Genomic DNA, 17,005 nt, shown 5'->3' on the forward strand with positions numbered 1-17,005 from the left:
GAGCTTTGCAATGCCATGGAAATAAAAAACCCCGCATAACGCGGGGCTTTGTTTTCTTTGGCGGAGAGTGAGGGATTCGAACCCTCGATACCCTTTAGAGGTATACACACTTTCCAGGCGTGCTCCTTCAACCACTCGGACAACTCTCCTTTGATTTTGGGGCTGCGAATATACAATATCTCTAGAGATTAAAGAGATTGATTGTGTTTTGTGTTGTGATTTTTGCTACTTCCTCTATAGTTTTCCCGGTAACACTGGCTATTTTATCGGCTACCAACGGTAAATAATCTACCTGATTGCGCTTACCACGGTATGGAACCGGCGCAAGGTAGGGCGCATCGGTTTCCAGGATCAGGGCATCCAGACCAATATGCTGCACCACTTTATCTAAGCCGGCATTCTTAAACGTAACCACACCGCCAATACCCAACATAAAGTTCAGCGCCATGATCTGCTCGGCCTGCGCAATAGTACCAGAGAAGCAATGAAACACACCTCTTAGTGTGGGATATTGCTTCACCACGGCAATGGCTTCGTCAACAGCATCGCGCGAATGGATAACAATAGGTAGCTGGTATTGAAGGGCCCATTCTATTTGCTGGTGAAAGCAATCATATTGTTGTTGAGTAAAGGTTTTGTCCCAATAGAAGTCGAGCCCTATTTCGCCAATAGCAATAAAAGAGCGGCGTTCCAGCCAGTCTTTTATAATAGCCAGTTCAGTTTTATACTCTGCATTAACTGAGCAGGGATGTAAGCCCATCATAGCTTTGCAGGAAGGATAATCCTCTTCAACCTGCAGCATAAGCTGATGCGTAGTGGCATCAATAGCTGGCATTAATATTTGCTCTACGCCTTGCGCTGTAGCTTTTTCTATCAAGGCTTTTCGCTCACTATCAAACTCCGGCACATAAATATGTGCGTGACTATCAATCAAATGCATAATTAAACAAACTGGCTGCAAAGCTGCCGAAAAATAGTTAGATAAAACAGGGTTGCACGAGAAAGAAATCATAAACTCATCACTGGTGAGCACCTCTTCCGCAACCGTCAAAAAACTGAGCAACAAAATAAAATCTACCCCTAGAGTAGGATAAGCTGTAACCCGCTACAGCACTGCATTTTATTAACAAAACTTATTTGAAAACCATAGCACATATTCAAAAATAAGTATACCTTTGATCCAGTTTTCATAGGGTACGGATTAAAAACGGGCCAGGGTTTTCACCCAGGCCCTATTTTTTTATAGAACCTTCTAAACAGGCTATTACGATAAGGCCTTACAAACCACTCCCATCTTCTTCCATTCTTCCAATACTAAAGGCAAGGCATATGCTAAATTGGGAAACGCTTTTTCACTGTCGTGAAATACAATGATCGATCCCGGCTGCGTATGCTTTAGCACATTGGCCGCGCATTGCTCCTTTGTAATAGAGGTATCAAAGTCGGCACTCAACACATCCCACATGATCACTTTTATATCTGCATGCACAGCCTCCTTTAAAAATGGCAGGTGCTTTCGTTTGATGCGTCCATACGGCGGACGAAACAGGGGTGATTGGATATGCTTAGCTGCCTCTTTGCTATTGGCTATGTAGTCGGTCACTGGCACTTTCCAGCCATTCAGGTGGTTGTGCGTATGGTTGCCCACGGCATGACCTTCGGCTAGTATTTGCTGATAGACATCGGGGTATTGCACCACATTTTTTCCTATACAAAAGAAGGTGGCCTTAGCTTCATAGGCCTTTAATTGCTCCAACACCCAAGGCGTGATCTGTGGGTGCGGGCCGTCGTCAAATGTCAGGTAGACTTCATTATTAGTGGCCTGCCTATCCCACACGTATTGGGAATAGAGTTTCTTAACCAGCCACGGCGTTTTAATGAAGTATTGATGCATGCCGGTCAAAGATAGGAGAGAAAGCTGCAAGCTACAGGGAATCGCTACAAGCTGCATGCTACACGCTACAAGCCCAACAGCCGGTTTCTGGCAGCGGACGGTCGCCTGCTATCCGTGAACGCTTTTCATAACGGGCATTCTATTGCGTACAGCGTGCAGCATTACCTATTCTTCTCCTTTCCTCCTTCGCTCTGTGCGCAACCCTTCTTCTGCGTCTATCTGCGCTATCTGCGGGCCACCCATGCCTTCGTGCCTTTGTGCCTCCGTGGTTCCTCCCTCTCCGCGCCCTGGCGCGCTCCGCGTGCAGCGAGTAGCGTACAGCTTGCAGCTTTTTCTCCCCGAGTATTGCCTACTTTTGCCGCGTATGGAAAAACGAGTTCGGGTGCGCTTTGCGCCATCGCCAACCGGCGGATTGCATTTAGGGGGTGTTCGCACCGTGTTGTATAATTATTTGTTTGCTAAACAGCATGGTGGTGATTTTGTACTACGTATAGAAGATACCGACCAGAACCGCTATGTGCCTGGTGCGGAAGATTACATATTTGACACTTTAAGCTGGGCCGGACTGGAGCCTGATGAAAGTACCCGCAAGCCGGGGGCTTTTGGTCCTTACCGCCAGAGTGAGCGTAAAGAGCTGTATCGCCAGTACGCCGAGCAACTGGTACAAAAAGGCGTAGCGTATTATGCATTTGACACCACAGAAGAGCTGGAAAAAATGCGCCACAACTTTAAAACCGAAAGCAATCCTACTCCACAATACGATCAGTCGATCCGTACCAAAATGCGGAACTCGCTGACGCTATCAGCAGAAGAAGTAGACAGCTTACTACAAAATAATACGCCTCACGTGATCCGGATTAAAATGCCCGTGGGCGAGACCGTTAGCTTCAATGACATGATCCGTGGTGAGGTAAGTTTTGAAACCGCCATTGTAGATGACAAAGTATTATTGAAAGCCGATGGCATGCCAACCTATCACTTAGCGGTGGTAGTAGACGACCGCCTGATGGAGATCACCCATGCCTTCCGTGGTGAGGAGTGGTTACCAAGTGCTCCTGTGCACATTCTATTATGGCAGCACCTGTTTGGCTTAGAAAACATGCCACAGTGGGCGCACCTGCCATTGATCTTAGGCCCAAGCGGTAAGCTTAGCAAGCGTGATGGTGCCAAGTATGGCTTCCCGGTATTTTCCATGAACTGGGCCGATCCAAAGAGCGGCGAGCTTACGGAAGGTTTTAAAGAAAAAGGCTTTTTACCACAAGCCTTTGTAAACCTGCTGGCCATGCTGGGTTGGAACGATGGTACCGAGCAAGAGCTATTCACTTTAGAAGAATTGATCCAACGCTTTACGATTGAAAAAGTACATAAGGGCGGGGCTAAGTTCGACTATGAAAAAGCAAAATGGTTCAACCATGAGTGGATCAAGCGCTTACCATTAAGCACTTACAAACAACAGGTAAAAGACCTGTTTGAAAGTAAGGGTCCCATCATTGATAACGACCAGCAGTTTGAACGTATATTGGAATTGGTAAAAGACCGTTGCCATTTGCTAACCGATTTCTGGGAGCAGGCTTCTTTCTTCTACCAAGCGCCCACTGCTCTTGACGCAGCGTCTGTAAAGCCCAAGTGGAATGCTGATAAGGCTAAGTTCTTCCAGGACTTTCAACAGGAGCTGCAAAGCTTACCGGAATGGACAAGCGCTTTTATTGAAAACGCTTTCAAACAGTTTGCAGCTACAGCAGGAATTAAACCTGGCGAATTACAACTACCTATGCGTATTATGTTGGTAGGTGGCAAGTTTGGTCCCCCCGTATTTGATATCGCTGAAATTATTGGGAAAGAGGAAACGATTCAGCGAATACAGACGGCGCTGCCGGCGTTTGAGTAGCTAAGAGAGAAAAAAGGAGAAGAAGGAAAGGAGAATATTGAACAAGGAACAAGGAAGGAAGAATGAAGAAGTAGAGAAAGAGGGAATGTTCAATGCTCAATATTCAACGATCAAATTTCAATAAAGAGAGTATAAATTGATAAATAAAAAAAGCACTCCACTTAACGGAGTGCTTTTTTTATTTAAAGCATGTTTGCTCTTTTGTGCGTGGGTGCTCCCCTTTAGGGGCTGGGGGTGTGCTTGGTCGCTTTCTCTACCCTGCTTTTTCCATTGCATCCAACACCCGTATCCAATCGCTGTTGCGGAGTGCGGTTAGCTGCTGCATGGTTGCTGAGGACAACTTCTTTAATCCACTTGTATTTGAAGACACATGCTCTGGTGTACGAATACCAGGTATAATCGTAGATACCTGCGGATGATTGAGAATAAAACTCAAGGCCATTGCTGTAGGACTCATTTGCTCCTTAGCAGCCAGCGGCCACACTTTCTCTTCCAACACCTGCAAGGTTTGTTGTAAGATGCCGGGCGTTAAGCGGAAGTGGCGGTGGTCATCTTCTGCAAAGGTGCTGTTAGCGGAAAACTTACCCGTCAGCAAGCCAAACTGAAGCGGCATGCGGGCAATAATACCATAGCCCTTCGCTCCTGCTTGCTCAATGGTTTCAATAGCGCGTTGGTTAATAACATTAAACACCAACTGAAAGCCATCGCCATAATTCTGTTGCATTAGGAAATCGGCCTCTGGCGCTGGGTGAAAAGTATTGAGAGACAATCCCCAGTAGCGGATCTTACCCTGCTGCTTTAATTGCTCCATAGCCTCTATGCATTCGCCTTGCTGTAAATGATTCAGGCGGGCGGAGTGCAATTGATAGTAATCAATTGCATCGCGTTGCAAGCGTTTCAGGCTTTGCTCACAGGCCTCAATTATATAGGCTTTAGAATAATCCAGCACAATGGACTCTTTGATATTGCGGTGCCCCACCTTAGTGGCAATGATGGCGTCTTTATTCCCTTTCAAGGCCTGCCCTATCAGGTTTTCTGAATGCCCCAACCCGTAGAAATCGGCCGTATCAAAAAAGTTGATACCAGCATCCACAGCGGCCTGCAGCGCTTTTTGAGAGGTAGCATCATCTGCCTTGCCCCAGCCAATGGGTGTGTTCCCAACTTTGGCATTGCCGCCGATGGCCCAGGCGCCAAAACCGATCTCGCTGACCTGTAAATCGGTATTTCCGAATTTTCTGTATTGCATGCTTGAAATTACAATCTGGATAGGTAAAGAACCCTATTTTTGACCCCGATTTATGACAACGATGCTAAACAGACCGATTCGTGTACTGGTAGCCAAGGTTGGCTTGGACGGTCACGATCGCGGTGCTAAAGTGATTGCTACGGCATTACGAGATGCCGGTATGGAAGTAATTTATACAGGCCTGCGCCAAACTCCAGAAATGGTAGTGAATGCAGCCCTTCAGGAAGACGTAGACGCCATTGGCGTATCCATTCTCTCTGGTGCCCATATGACCGTATTCCCCAAACTATTACAGCTGATGCAGGAAAAAGGCATGAATGATGTGCTCCTAACCGGTGGCGGCATTATTCCTGACGACGACATGCAGCAACTCAATGAAAAAGGTGTAGGAAAGCTTTTCCCTCCGGGAACGGCTACGGCAGATATTGCGGGATATATTACGGAGTGGGTGAAAGAGCATAGGGCTTTTTAGGAAATGCGCTTCACGCTTCACGCTGCACGCCAACTGCAAACCATCAAAACTTAGCATAGGAGAAACTTTAAAGAACTAAGAATTTGGCAGAAGGGGATTGAGATTGCAGTAAAAACTTTTAAGCTCATTGAAACATTTCCAAAGGAAGACAAGTATGGTATTTGTCAGCAAATGACGAATGCTGGTGTATCCATTCCTTCGAACATTGCAGAAGGGAGCAGCCGAAGAAGTGAAAAAGATTATGCGCGGTTTATTGATATTTCCTTGGGTTCAAACTTTGAGTTGGAAACGCAGTTGATTATTGCAGAACAACTTAATAAAGGCAACCCAAACTTGTTACAAGAACTAAAAGCCATGCTAGTAGATCATCAACGAATGCTTACTGGCTTTCAACAAAAACTAAATAGCTCATTACAATAAATTCTTAACCAGCTTGCAGCGTGAAGCGTACAGCGTGTAGCCTTTAGCTAACCAGCTTTCCGCAAAAGCCCAAAACTCTAACATGTATCAAACTTTACTAACATCACTAGAGAATGGCATTTTTACCATTACAATCAATCGCCCGGATAAGTTAAACGCTTTGAACAAACAGGTGATGCTGGACCTGAATGATGCGATACATGAAGTGGAGGCCAATGCCGAGATCAAAGCCGTGATCCTTACGGGTTCCGGACAAAAGGGCTTTGTGGCTGGTGCTGATATCAGCGAATTTGTAGGCTTGACGAGTGGCGAGGGTATGGACCTGGCCAGAAGAGGCCAGGAGATCTTTTTCAAATTTGAAAACTGTTCAAAGCCGGTAATTGCGGCTGTAAATGGTTTTGCTTTAGGTGGCGGTTGTGAACTGGCGATGGCTTGTCATTTTCGCATTGCCGCAGAAAACGCTAAATTTGGCCAGCCGGAAGTAAACCTGGGTTTGATTCCTGGCTATGGTGGTACACAACGTTTGGTACAATTGATAGGAAAAGGAAGAGCTTTAGAATTATTAATGACCGGCGGTATGATCGATGCTCCTACTGCCCTGCAATATGGCTTGGTTAACTATGTAGTACCACAAGAAGAACTGATAGCAAAAGCCACTGGTTTATTACAAACCATTATTGCAAAAGCACCTTTGGCCATCAGCCGTTGCATCCAGGCGGCGAACGCGGTATTTGATCATACCAAAGATGGCTATAAACAAGAGCTTGAAGCCTTTGGCGATTGCTTTAACACAGAAGACATGAAGGAAGGTGCTGCTGCTTTCTTGGAAAAGCGGAAGCCCAACTTTATCGGTAAATAACTGCTCACACAACTACTTAGAAACAAACCCTTCGCTCCCTTTGAAGGGTTTGTTTTTTCCACACATGAAAACGCGTACCCTATTCTTATAGGATTTGACATCTTTTATTATATAAACTAAGAAGTAGTTATGAAACATTTCGCCTGCTTGGGGATAGCGTGTATGGCATTGGCCAACAGCTACGCCCAAAAGATTGCTTTTACTGAGTATGACCTCCCGAACGGCCTGCACGTGATCCTGCACCAGGACAAAACAGCGCCCGTTGTAGCTGTATCTGTGATGTACCATGTAGGGTCAAAAGATGAAGACACCGCCCGCACTGGTTTTGCACACTTCTTTGAACACCTGTTGTTTGAAGGCACTGATAATATTAAACGTGGCGAATGGGACCGACTGGTAACCAGCCGTGGTGGTAACTCCAACGCCAACACAACACAAGACCGCACCTACTACCACGTAGTATACCCTAGCAACCAATTAGAAATGGGTCTGTGGATGGAAAGTGAGCGTATGATGCACCCTGTCATCAATGAAGTGGGTGTGGAAACACAAAACGAAGTAGTAAAAGAGGAAAAACGACTGCGTATGGACAACCAACCGTATGGCGCTTTGATCTCTAATGTATTCAAAGGTTTATTCAAAACACACCCTTATCGTTGGCCTACAATTGGATCTATGGAGCACTTAGATGCAGCCAGCTTACCAGAGTTCCAGGCTTTCTTTAAAAAATACTATCTGCCAAACAATGCCGTATTAACCATTGCCGGTGATATTGATACCGACAAAACCAAACAATTGGTAAAGGCGTATTTTGGTGATATACCTGCTGGTCCAAAGCCTACACGCAACGTAGCTAAGGAACAGCCGATCACTAAAACGATCATTGATACTGCCTACGATGCCAACATACAATTACCTGCTGTGGTTGTTAGCTATCGCACACCGGGTATGGCTACTCGCGATGCGAAAGTGCTGGACATGTTGGGCACCTTGTTAAGTGGTGGCAGCAGCAGCCGTCTAACTAAGAAGATGATGGATGTAAAGCAAAACGCTTTACAGGTGGGCGCTTTCCCTTATTCTTTGGAAGACTATGGCATGTACATTTTGTATGCCATACCTAATAACAATGCTTCATTAGCCGATCTGCAAAAAGATATTGATGACGAGATCAAACGCGTGCAAACAGAGTTGATCCCCGAAGCGGAATTCCAGAAGCTACAAGCTCAAATAGAAACACGCATTGTAAACAATAATACGTCTATGGCAGAAGTTGCCAACAACCTGGCTGATGCGTATATGTTCACGAAGAGCACCAATAGCATTAATGAAGAACTGGCAACCTATCGTTCTATCACCCGTGAAGAACTACGTGCTGCAGCGCAGAAATACCTGCAGCCTAACGCTCGCCAGTTACTTTATTATTTACCCAAGTCCGGTGAAAAAACATTTTAATCACCCAAACAACAATTACTAGCGGGACGACTAGTCCCGGCCTATATAAACTATTAACTGGAAGCGGCTATTTACAAAGCCACTTCTTAAAAATATAATTTGATGAAAAAGCTTTTTCTTTCTTCCTTCTTGTTACTGCAACTAGGAACCTATGCACAAATTGACCGCACACATCCGCCAAAGTCAGGACCTGCGCCAGTGCTTTCTATTCCCGATCCTGTACAGTTTAAATTGGCCAATGGCTTAACGGTATTGGTGGTTGAAAATAAAAAACTACCTGTAGTAAGCGCCAGTCTTACGATTGATGCCGGCCCTATTACAGAAGGCGCTAAGACAGGTGTTACCTCCATTATGGGCACCATGCTGAACGAAGGCACTACTACTAAACCTAAAGATGCATTTGATGAGGCAGTAGACCGTATCGGTGCTTCTGTTTCCCTTTCTTCTGGCGGTGGCTATGCTTCTTCACTGAGCCGTTATTTTCCACAAGCTTTAGCATTAATGGCTGATGCCCTACAACATCCAGCTTTTACCAAAGCGTCGTTTGACAAGGTAAAAACACAAAACATTACGGCTTTTCAATCCAGCGAAAAAGATCCTAATGCTATTTCTGGTCGTGCAGTGAATGCCTTGGCCTTTGGTACCAAGCACCCTATGGGCGAGTTTGTAACCGAAACCTCACTAAAGGGTATCACTTTGGATGATGTAAAAGCGCAGTATAAAAAATACATTACACCTAGTCGTGCTTATCTTACTTTCATTGGAGACATCACCCCTACAGCAGCACGCACACTAGCAGATAAGTTATTCAGCACCTGGAAGGGTTCTATGCTGACCTTACCAACCTTGACTAATGTAACTAACCCTGCTACTACAGAAATTGATATCGTAGACGTACCTAATGCTGTTCAATCTATCATCAACGTAGTAAACGTGGTAGAACTGCCTGTTAGCCATCCGGATTACCATGCTGTATTGTTGGCCAACTATATTTTAGGTGGTGGTGCTAACAGCCATTTGTTTACAACACTGCGTGAAAAGCGCGGGTTTACCTATGGCAGCTATTCCAGCATTAAGGGTAGCCGTTTCCAAAGCAAGTTCTCTGCTTCTGCTTCTGTGCGTAATGAAAAAACAGATAGTGCTGTAGCTGATATTCTTAACGAAATCAATTTGCTCCGTACGGCGCCTGTAACGGCTCAAGAACTGCAAAATGCTAAGGATCTTTACAATGGGAACTTTGCCATTCAGTTAGAGAATCCATCTACTATAGCTGAATTCACTACGAATATTTTGATCAACAACCTGCCGAAAGATTTCTACCGCAACTATCTGAAAAACATCAATGCCGTAACTGTAGCAGATGTACAGCGTGTAGCACAGAAGTATTTCAACTACTCTAATACGCGTGTAGTAGTTACCGGTAAATCTTCACAGATCAGCGAGCCGCTGAAAAGATTAGGTCTTCCTATTAAGCAATATGACAAATATGCCAAACCTGTTGTAGCTACAGCGCAGGGTGCTGCAGCATTGCCTGCTGGCGTAACTGCTCAAACTGTGGTGAATCAATACCTGAATGCCATTGGTGGTGAAGCCACTATTAAGAACGTGCGTTCCTTACTAATGGAAGGAACTTTAGCGGTACAAGGACAGCAGCTTAATGTAGTAAGAAAAGAGCAGGCGCCTAACAAAGAGTCCATTGAAATGAGCATGAATGGCATGACAGTGATGAAAGAAGTCTTTAATGGACAAGAAGGCTATGCTTCTCAAATGGGACAGAAAGAAGCTTATAAGGCTGACAAAGTGGAAGAGAAAAAGATCAAAAAAGGCATCATTGAGCAAGCCTTTTATACTTCTTCTGACTACAAGTTAGAGCTGGCGGGTATGGAAAAAGTTGAAGGTGCTGATGCTTACAAACTGGTTATCACTCCTGCCAAAGGAAGCCCGTCTACAGAGTGGTATGATGCTAAAAGCGGCTTATTGCTGAAGAAAGAATCATCAGAAGAAGCGCAAGGCCAAACCATCACACAAACAATAACCTATAAAGACTATAAAAAAGCAGCTGATCTGCTACTTCCTTTCGCAATGGTGATGAGCGTACAAACACCTATGGGCGCACAAGAGCTTACCTTACAGTTCAAAACGATTAAGGTAAATGAAGGTGTGAAGGAAGAGGACTTTAAGTAAGAGAGAGAGAATATTGAACAAGGAATGATGAATGATGAATAATTAGTGATGAGTAAGGAGAGAAGAAATGTTCAATGCTCAATTCTCAACGATCAATGTTCAATAAAGAGAGAATAAATTGATAAATGAAAAGCACTCCAATTACGGAGTGCTTTTCATTTATAGTCAGCCCTTCATTTCTTTGCGCCTTATAATCTTTGCGCCTCTGCGTGAAATCTTTCTGAATTTCTCCTTTATTGTCAACTTATCAACTAGCCAGCCTATCAACTAGAATTAGCTAATCTTCACATCAGCTAATTCTCCTTTTCTCCTTTCCTCTGCGCGAAATAATTAAGCCCGAAGCTCCCTAAAGCAAGCCTTGGGAATCATTCTGTGGAAAGATGCGTATAGTTTTTACAAACCGCGATCGGTAATACTTACTTAATGGCGTTATCGTAACCCCCATAGCCTTCCCAGATGTAGAATGTATAAAGCGTAAAGTATCCGTATTGGCAACTACCAAACCCATATGACCTACAAATCTTTCTGTAGAATCTGTTCCTGTAAACAATATAATATCTCCGCGCTTAGCCTGCTCTACAGGTATAGGTTTGCCAACATTCGTAAAATCTATGGATGATCGTGGCACACGAATATTAAAATGATTGAAGACATAAGTGATAAACCCTGAGCAATCAAAGCCCACCTTGGGATTTGTAGAAGCATACACATAAGGTGTGCCCATCAGCGTTTCAGCAAAAGCCATTACTTGTTCTGGTTGTACCTGCCCGGTTTCTATGATCTGAGCCGGCGGCAGTGCTGGTGTGTCCCTTACAATTGTTTGATCGGGCGGCATACTATCTACCAGGCTGGTTGTTGTATCCGACTTCGCTTCTCTTGTATCGGTGTTTGAAAGTGTATCCACTAAGCCTTCATTATTGGAAGGCACTGTAAAGTCGCAGGCGCTCAGCAGTAGCACCATTCCTACGCCCAATATCATCCATTGCACTTTTTCCATGCCTATTCAACAACAAAAACAAAACCAGAGAGAGATGGCGGATCGCTGATATAATGATTTCTGATTTGAGTTCAGATATGAAAGGCGTTTGCGTGTCATTTTTGCGTGCAGCGTAAGGCGTATAGCGTGTAGCCCTTATGTCAATAATAATCCCATTAATCCTGCTTATCCAACTACTCCGCGGTCTATCTTTGCACCACTTTAAAACAAGCATATGTCAAATTACCGGATTGAAAAAGACACAATGGGCGAAGTACAGGTGCCTGTTGATGCCTTGTATGGTGCACAAACACAGCGTAGTATTGAGAACTTCAAAATTGCGCAAGACATTAACCGGATGCCGAAAGAGATCATTCGTGCCTTTGCTTACCTGAAGAAAGCAGCAGCTATCACCAATTTTGAAGCGGGTGTTTTACCAAAAGAAAAAATGGAGCTGATCAGCAGCGTGTGTGATGAGATCCTGGAAGGCAAGCTGGATCAATACTTTCCTCTGGTGGTATGGCAAACAGGAAGCGGTACGCAAAGCAATATGAATGTAAACGAAGTAGTTGCTTACCGTGGCCATGTAATGGCAGGTGGTCAGCTAACCGATAAAGAAAAGACATTACACCCTAACGATGATGTAAATAAGTCGCAGTCTTCTAACGACACCTTCCCTACAGCAATGCATATTGCAGCCTATAAAATGCTGGTAGAAGTAACCATCCCCGGCATTGAAAAGCTGCGCAACACCCTGGCTGCCAAGAGCCGCCAGTTTATGAATATCGTGAAGATCGGTCGCACTCACTTTATGGATGCAACCCCACTTACTGTAGGACAAGAGTTCAGTGGCTATGTATCACAACTAGACCATGGTTTACGTGCTATTAAAAACACCTTACCCCACCTGTCTGAATTAGCATTAGGCGGTACAGCTGTTGGTACTGGTATCAATACACCAGCTGGTTACTCAGAGAATGTAGCCAAGCATATTGCGGCACTAACAGGCTTACCTTTTGTAACGGCTGAAAACAAATTTGAGGCACTGGCTGCTCACGATGCGATTGTAGAATCTCATGGTGCTTTAAAGACAGTTGCTGTCAGCCTGATGAAGATCGCTAACGATATCCGTATGTTGGCTTCTGGTCCAAGAAGCGGTATTGGCGAGTTGTTCATCCCTGATAATGAGCCAGGTTCTTCTATCATGCCGGGCAAGGTAAATCCTACCCAGTGTGAAGCTTTAACCATGATTGCTGCCCAGGTAATGGGTAACGATGTAGCCATTAACATTGGTGGTTCTATGGGTCATTTTGAGCTGAACGTGTTCAAGCCAATGATGATCTACAACTTCCTGCACAGTGCTCGCCTGATTGGTGATGGTTGTGTAAGCTTTAATGACAAATGTGCTGAAGGTATTGAAGCTATTGAGGCTAACATCAAAAAGCACGTGGATAATTCTTTAATGTTGGTAACCTCTTTAAATACAAAGATTGGCTATTACAAAGCAGCAGAGATTGCTCAGAAAGCCCATAAAGAAGGTACTACATTAAAAGAAATGGCGGTGAAACTTGGCTATGTAACGCCTGAGGAATTTGACCAGTGGGTTATTCCTGCCAACATGGTTGGTGAACTGAAATAAAGAACCACAAACGCATAAATAAAAAAAGGAAGCTCATTGTAGCTTCCTTTTTTTATAACTAGTTGTTAAAGTCCAAGTTTGCCTTTAACCTAATGCTATTTATGGACTCTAATTAAGTATGAAATAACTTGACTATGAAAAGTGTACTTCAACTCCAATTAGACAACAATTACGAAATAATGAGAGTGGCCTACACATCAAAGAAAGAAACAGCTACCTCCGTTCATTCGTTCCCCGTAAAGTCAGTAAACCTGCAATTAAAAGAGGTGCCTTCGTACCAGGTGCAGCAATCCACTAACTGGGATATGGCCTGGTTCGATAACTATGAGTAATAGGTGAAAGGGAGCTGCATGCTACAAGCTATACGCTGCAAGCAAAAGACAAGTATACCTATTCGATTCTAAAAACAGGCATCATGAGATGTGAAACGTGACAGTGAGGTTCCTCCGTCCTTTTGATCGCTTGGCGTTTGCTCATAGATGTCCCTATTTCTACAGTACAAGTAGTATACGATTATTTGAATTCCAATTATCCTTTAGATAAAAAGGCGAAGCCCGAAAACGGATGTTCGTTTTCGGGCTTCGCCTTTTGTATTTTGATATGCGACCACTTACATTACGTGTGCTCTATCATTATTTTCCGCTGCCGTTTCAACAGTAGGTTGCCCATACTTCTCTTCATGCTTATGCAGGAAGCGTTTTTGAAACACTAACAAGGTAATCACACCTACAGAGATCGCCGCATCGGCAATATTGAAAATGGGACTAAAGAACTCAAACTCTTTACCACCCAGGAATGGAATCCAGCTTGGATACGTTGTTTTGATCACGGGAAAATAGAGCATGTCTACCACATGGCCGTGCAAAAAGCCAGCATAGCCTTGCGCAGGAAACATCGTAGCTATGGTATTATAACTGCTTGATGAAAAGATCAGTCCATAGAACATGCTATCAATCAGGTTTCCTAAAGCACCGGCATAAATTAAAGAAGCGCAAATGATAAATCCTTTGCTATGCCCTTGCTTTACAATACGTCCTAAGTACCAGGTACCAAAACCTACAGCAGCCAAGCGGAACAGGGTTAACAACATTTTACCCCAGTCACCGCCAAACTTCCAACCCCAAGCCATCCCTTCATTTTCTATGAAGTACAGTTTAAAGCCCCGGAACTCTCCTGGCGATGATTCTGAACCAAATATGCGCATCACTTCCCCAAAAGGGTACGACGTTTTGATCCAAATCTTTAATGCCTGATCAGCTATAATGATGGCCAGAATAATAAGTACTGCAGAACGTAATTTCACAAGCTATAAATTAAAAGGGCGTTGCCGTTAAAGATAAACAGTGTTCGGTAAGAACAAGCTAAATGCTAAAAGAAACCTTATGTTTTGTTAAGCAAATGCTGTCATTTCTTCTGTAGCTACCGCTCCGTGTTAAGGGTAACAAAGATAAGGGTTGTGTTGTGGCTGTCTATACATAACCTGTTAAAGCCTATTCCTGGAAATACACCCGTTTTACCCGCTGCGAAATGCCTGTCATGATCTCGTAAGGAATGGTTCCAGCCCACCCCGCCAGTTGTTCAATGGGCAGTTCGTTGCCAAACACTACTACCTCATCTCCTACTTTCACATGAGGCAAATGGGTCACATTGATCATGGTCATGTCCATACACACGGTACCAATTACGGGCACCAGCTGGCCATTCACCCACATTTTTCCCGTGCCATATCCTAGGCGGCGACTGTATCCATCAGCATAACCAATCCTAACTGTGGCTATCAATGAAGGCGCTGTTACTACGCCCCTGCGGTTATAGCTGACCGACTCACCAGGTATTAAGTGTTTTAATTGCGCAATGGTGGTACGCAGTGTCGCTACAGGCTGCAGGTCCAGCTTTTCAGTAGCAATCTCTACACCATAAACACCAATTCCCAGACGCACCATATCCCATTGCAGTTGTGGGTGCCGCACTATGGCTGCCGAATTAGAGATATGTTTTAAGAAGGGATACGTAATATATTTTTCCAAAGCAGCAGCAGCCTGCTGATACAAGCCCGCCTGCTGTTGCGTATAGGCATCTTGAGCAGGGTCTTCACTGGCTGCCAGGTGACTAAACAGGCTTTCCACAGCCAGCAAGGATTGATCACGCAAATGCTTCCCTACAGCCTCTATATCACTTACTGCAAAACCCAACCTGTTCATACCGGTTTCTACTTCCAGGTGCACCGGGTAGTTTTGTAATCCTGTATTCTGCACATGCTGTTCAAAACGTTCCAATATCTCAAAGGAATAGAGTACAGGCTGCAGGTTATATTCCGTAATAGAATAAAAAGAGGCTTCATCTGCATTCATTACCATTATGGGTAGCGATATTCCGCCCTTCCGCAGTGCCACACCTTCATCGGCATAGGCCACACCCAAATAATCTACTTTATTGAATTGCAGCACACTCGCTATTTCAGAACTACCACTCCCGTAGGCAAACGCCTTTACCATCACCATTACTTTAGTAGATGGTTTTAATAGCGCCTGGTATTGTTTTAAGTTATGCGAAATAGCATTGAGGTTGATCTCCAATCTTGTCTGGTGCACTTTCACTTCCAGCAACTGCACAACTCGTTCAAAAAGAAAGCGGCGCGCCCCTTTCACCAGTATCACTTCCTGCTGAAACGTTGATATCTTGATCTGGGCTAAAAACTCCTCGGTGCTTAAAAAACATTGTAGCTGTATTGAGTCTGGCAAGTAAGCAACAATGTATCGGGAGATTTTTTCACCAATAGCTATAACCCGTGATACCCGGTGCTGCACAAGAGCTGCTGCAATGATTTCATACAGCCTCGTTTCTACAAGTCCTGATTCTACAAAGTCTGACAGAATTACGGTACGCTTCTGTTCTACATTTTGCTGCGACATAAAGTGCAGGGCAATGTGTAGCGAGGTCAAATCTGCACTATAGCTATCATTGATGATAACACTATTATTCAGTCCGTGTTTCAGCTGCAGTCGCATGTCTACAGCATGCAAGCCTTGCAGGCGTTCATTAATTACATCAACACTATATCCCAACTGCAATAGAACACTACTGCAGGTTAATGCATTTTGTACCGATGCGTCATCAATAAAGGGAACAATAATTTGAAAAGACTGCTTATTGTATACAGCCGCTACCAGTGCACGTCCATCCTGTATAGAAACAGCATCTACGTGTAGTTGTGCATAAGGACTATTACCCCATGAGAAGTGCTTATAGGGCAACAAATCACTTCTTTCTCCTTGATGTAGTACCAGGCTGGCCACGCTATCATCTTCCGGGTACACCACCACTTCTGCCGTTTGAAATAGTTGTACTTTTTCAATAGCTTTTTGTTCCAGGCTGTCAAAGTTCTCGCTGTGTGCTTCACCAATATTGGTTAGTACGCCAATGGTAGGCTGTATAATGGCTGCCAGCGTCTGCATTTCACCTTTATGCGAAATACCCGCTTCAAATAGGGCCAGGGTATGTTCGGGCTGCAACTGCCAAACACTAAGCGGCACACCTATTTGCGAGTTATAGCTTTTAGGACTACGCGCTATTTTATAATCCATTTGCAACAACTGGTAAAGCCATTCCTTGACTACCGTTTTCCCATTGCTCCCAGTAATGCCAATAACAGGAATTGAAAACTGCTTACGATGATGCATAGCCAACTGCTGCAAGGCCTGCAAGGTATTAGCCACTCGCAAAACCGTAGCCCCCGGCAATTCGTCTAACACAATTTCACGGTCTACTACAAAACACCGAACACCCTTTCGGTAGGCATCTGCTATAAAATAATGCCCATCTTGACGCTGGGTATGCAAGGCAAAAAAAAGAGAAGCCGCCGGAAAAGAAACCGTGCGGCTATCATATAGTAAATGCTCAATAACTGCGTTGTCGCCTTTCTGAAGAAAGGTACCGTTTACAATTTGAGCAATGGATTCAATCTTATACACAAAC

At 44.3% G+C, this 17,005-nt stretch carries 14 protein-coding genes and 1 tRNA gene; 8 read left to right on the forward strand and 7 right to left on the reverse strand.

The window, feature by feature from the left end; genetic code table 11:
* Positions 1–58 precede the first annotated feature (58 nt).
* The 3 genes from SY85_RS11875 to SY85_RS11885 form a co-directional block, all read right to left on the reverse strand.
* A tRNA-Ser gene (locus SY85_RS11875) sits at positions 59–149 on the reverse strand.
* A 32-nt stretch (positions 150–181) separates the two neighbouring features.
* A complete protein-coding gene (locus tag SY85_RS11880; protein WP_066404734.1) occupies positions 182–940 on the reverse strand; it encodes a TatD family hydrolase in 759 nt (252 codons plus the stop codon).
* A gap of 324 nt (positions 941–1,264) precedes the next feature.
* Positions 1,265–1,894 (reverse strand): polysaccharide deacetylase family protein, encoded by a 630-nt coding sequence (locus tag SY85_RS11885; protein ID WP_066409660.1) that lies wholly within the window; start codon positions 1,892–1,894, stop codon positions 1,265–1,267.
* Between the two features lie 364 nt (positions 1,895–2,258).
* On the opposite strand from SY85_RS11885, the gene gltX reads away from it, so the two are divergent.
* Positions 2,259–3,782 carry a glutamate--tRNA ligase gene (gene gltX / locus SY85_RS11890; protein ID WP_066404736.1) on the forward strand — a complete coding sequence of 508 codons (1,524 nt, stop codon included), beginning with the start codon at positions 2,259–2,261 and terminating at the stop codon, positions 3,780–3,782.
* 253 nt (positions 3,783–4,035) lie between these two features.
* On the opposite strand, the gene SY85_RS11895 is transcribed toward gltX, so the two are convergent.
* Positions 4,036–5,028: an aldo/keto reductase gene (locus SY85_RS11895; RefSeq protein WP_066404738.1), complete on the reverse strand. Its 993-nt coding sequence runs from the start codon at positions 5,026–5,028 to the stop codon at positions 4,036–4,038.
* 52 nt (positions 5,029–5,080) lie between these two features.
* Here SY85_RS11895 and SY85_RS11900 point away from each other — a divergent pair, with 52 nt between their 5' ends.
* From SY85_RS11900 to SY85_RS11920, 5 genes are all read left to right on the forward strand, one after another.
* The gene (locus tag SY85_RS11900) at positions 5,081–5,500 is read left to right on the forward strand and encodes a cobalamin B12-binding domain-containing protein (protein ID WP_066404740.1); all 420 of its coding nucleotides are present in this window, start codon (positions 5,081–5,083) and stop codon (positions 5,498–5,500) included.
* An 81-nt stretch (positions 5,501–5,581) separates the two neighbouring features.
* On the forward strand, positions 5,582–5,920 hold the full coding sequence (locus tag SY85_RS11905) for a four helix bundle protein (RefSeq protein ID WP_066404742.1): 339 nt from the start codon (positions 5,582–5,584) through the stop codon (positions 5,918–5,920).
* An 82-nt stretch (positions 5,921–6,002) separates the two neighbouring features.
* Positions 6,003–6,779 (forward strand): enoyl-CoA hydratase/isomerase family protein, encoded by a 777-nt coding sequence (locus SY85_RS11910; protein WP_066404746.1) that lies wholly within the window; start codon positions 6,003–6,005, stop codon positions 6,777–6,779.
* Positions 6,780–6,908: 129 nt separating this feature from the next.
* Positions 6,909–8,231 (forward strand): M16 family metallopeptidase, encoded by a 1,323-nt coding sequence (locus tag SY85_RS11915; RefSeq protein WP_066404747.1) that lies wholly within the window; start codon positions 6,909–6,911, stop codon positions 8,229–8,231.
* 102 nt (positions 8,232–8,333) lie between these two features.
* Positions 8,334–10,415 (forward strand): insulinase family protein, encoded by a 2,082-nt coding sequence (locus tag SY85_RS11920; protein ID WP_066404749.1) that lies wholly within the window; start codon positions 8,334–8,336, stop codon positions 10,413–10,415.
* Positions 10,416–10,761: 346 nt separating this feature from the next.
* Here the strand turns inward: SY85_RS11920 and SY85_RS11925 are convergent, their stop codons facing one another.
* Positions 10,762–11,412, reverse strand: coding sequence for a C40 family peptidase (locus SY85_RS11925; RefSeq protein WP_082886398.1), 651 nt, complete (start codon positions 11,410–11,412; stop codon positions 10,762–10,764).
* Between the two features lie 214 nt (positions 11,413–11,626).
* Here SY85_RS11925 and fumC point away from each other — a divergent pair, with 214 nt between their 5' ends.
* Both fumC and SY85_RS11935 read left to right on the forward strand, forming a co-directional pair.
* Entirely contained in the window at positions 11,627–13,030 is a 1,404-nt protein-coding gene (gene fumC, locus SY85_RS11930; RefSeq protein ID WP_066404751.1) for a class II fumarate hydratase, read from the forward strand.
* Positions 13,031–13,164: 134 nt separating this feature from the next.
* The gene (locus tag SY85_RS11935; RefSeq protein ID WP_066404753.1) at positions 13,165–13,362 is read left to right on the forward strand and encodes a hypothetical protein; all 198 of its coding nucleotides are present in this window, start codon (positions 13,165–13,167) and stop codon (positions 13,360–13,362) included.
* A gap of 278 nt (positions 13,363–13,640) precedes the next feature.
* On the opposite strand, the gene SY85_RS11940 is transcribed toward SY85_RS11935, so the two are convergent.
* Both SY85_RS11940 and SY85_RS11945 read right to left on the reverse strand, forming a co-directional pair.
* Positions 13,641–14,333, reverse strand: coding sequence for a lipoprotein signal peptidase (locus tag SY85_RS11940; protein ID WP_066404755.1), 693 nt, complete (start codon positions 14,331–14,333; stop codon positions 13,641–13,643).
* Positions 14,334–14,520: 187 nt separating this feature from the next.
* Positions 14,521–17,001, reverse strand: a complete 2,481-nt coding sequence (locus tag SY85_RS11945; protein WP_066404758.1) for a bifunctional UDP-N-acetylmuramoyl-tripeptide:D-alanyl-D-alanine ligase/alanine racemase — start codon at positions 16,999–17,001, stop codon at positions 14,521–14,523.
* Between the last annotated feature and the right edge of the window lie 4 nt (positions 17,002–17,005).

Source organism: Flavisolibacter tropicus, assembly GCF_001644645.1.
Classification (GTDB): Bacteria; Bacteroidota; Bacteroidia; order Chitinophagales; family Chitinophagaceae; genus Flavisolibacter; species Flavisolibacter tropicus.

Excerpts from the sequence above, each read along its gene's own strand:
- SY85_RS11880 (WP_066404734.1), bottom strand. The coding sequence starts at position 940 with ATGCATTTGATTGATAGTCACGCACATATTTATGTGCCGGAGTTTGAT.
- SY85_RS11885 (WP_066409660.1), bottom strand. The coding sequence starts at position 1,894 with ATGCATCAATACTTCATTAAAACGCCGTGGCTGGTTAAGAAACTCTAT.
- gltX (WP_066404736.1), top strand. The coding sequence starts at position 2,259 with ATGGAAAAACGAGTTCGGGTGCGCTTTGCGCCATCGCCAACCGGCGGA.
- SY85_RS11895 (WP_066404738.1), bottom strand. The coding sequence starts at position 5,028 with ATGCAATACAGAAAATTCGGAAATACCGATTTACAGGTCAGCGAGATC.
- SY85_RS11900 (WP_066404740.1), top strand. The coding sequence starts at position 5,081 with ATGACAACGATGCTAAACAGACCGATTCGTGTACTGGTAGCCAAGGTT.
- SY85_RS11910 (WP_066404746.1), top strand. The coding sequence starts at position 6,003 with ATGTATCAAACTTTACTAACATCACTAGAGAATGGCATTTTTACCATT.
- SY85_RS11915 (WP_066404747.1), top strand. The coding sequence starts at position 6,909 with ATGAAACATTTCGCCTGCTTGGGGATAGCGTGTATGGCATTGGCCAAC.
- SY85_RS11920 (WP_066404749.1), top strand. The coding sequence starts at position 8,334 with ATGAAAAAGCTTTTTCTTTCTTCCTTCTTGTTACTGCAACTAGGAACC.
- SY85_RS11925 (WP_082886398.1), bottom strand. The coding sequence starts at position 11,412 with ATGGAAAAAGTGCAATGGATGATATTGGGCGTAGGAATGGTGCTACTG.
- fumC (WP_066404751.1), top strand. The coding sequence starts at position 11,627 with ATGTCAAATTACCGGATTGAAAAAGACACAATGGGCGAAGTACAGGTG.
- SY85_RS11935 (WP_066404753.1), top strand. The coding sequence starts at position 13,165 with ATGAAAAGTGTACTTCAACTCCAATTAGACAACAATTACGAAATAATG.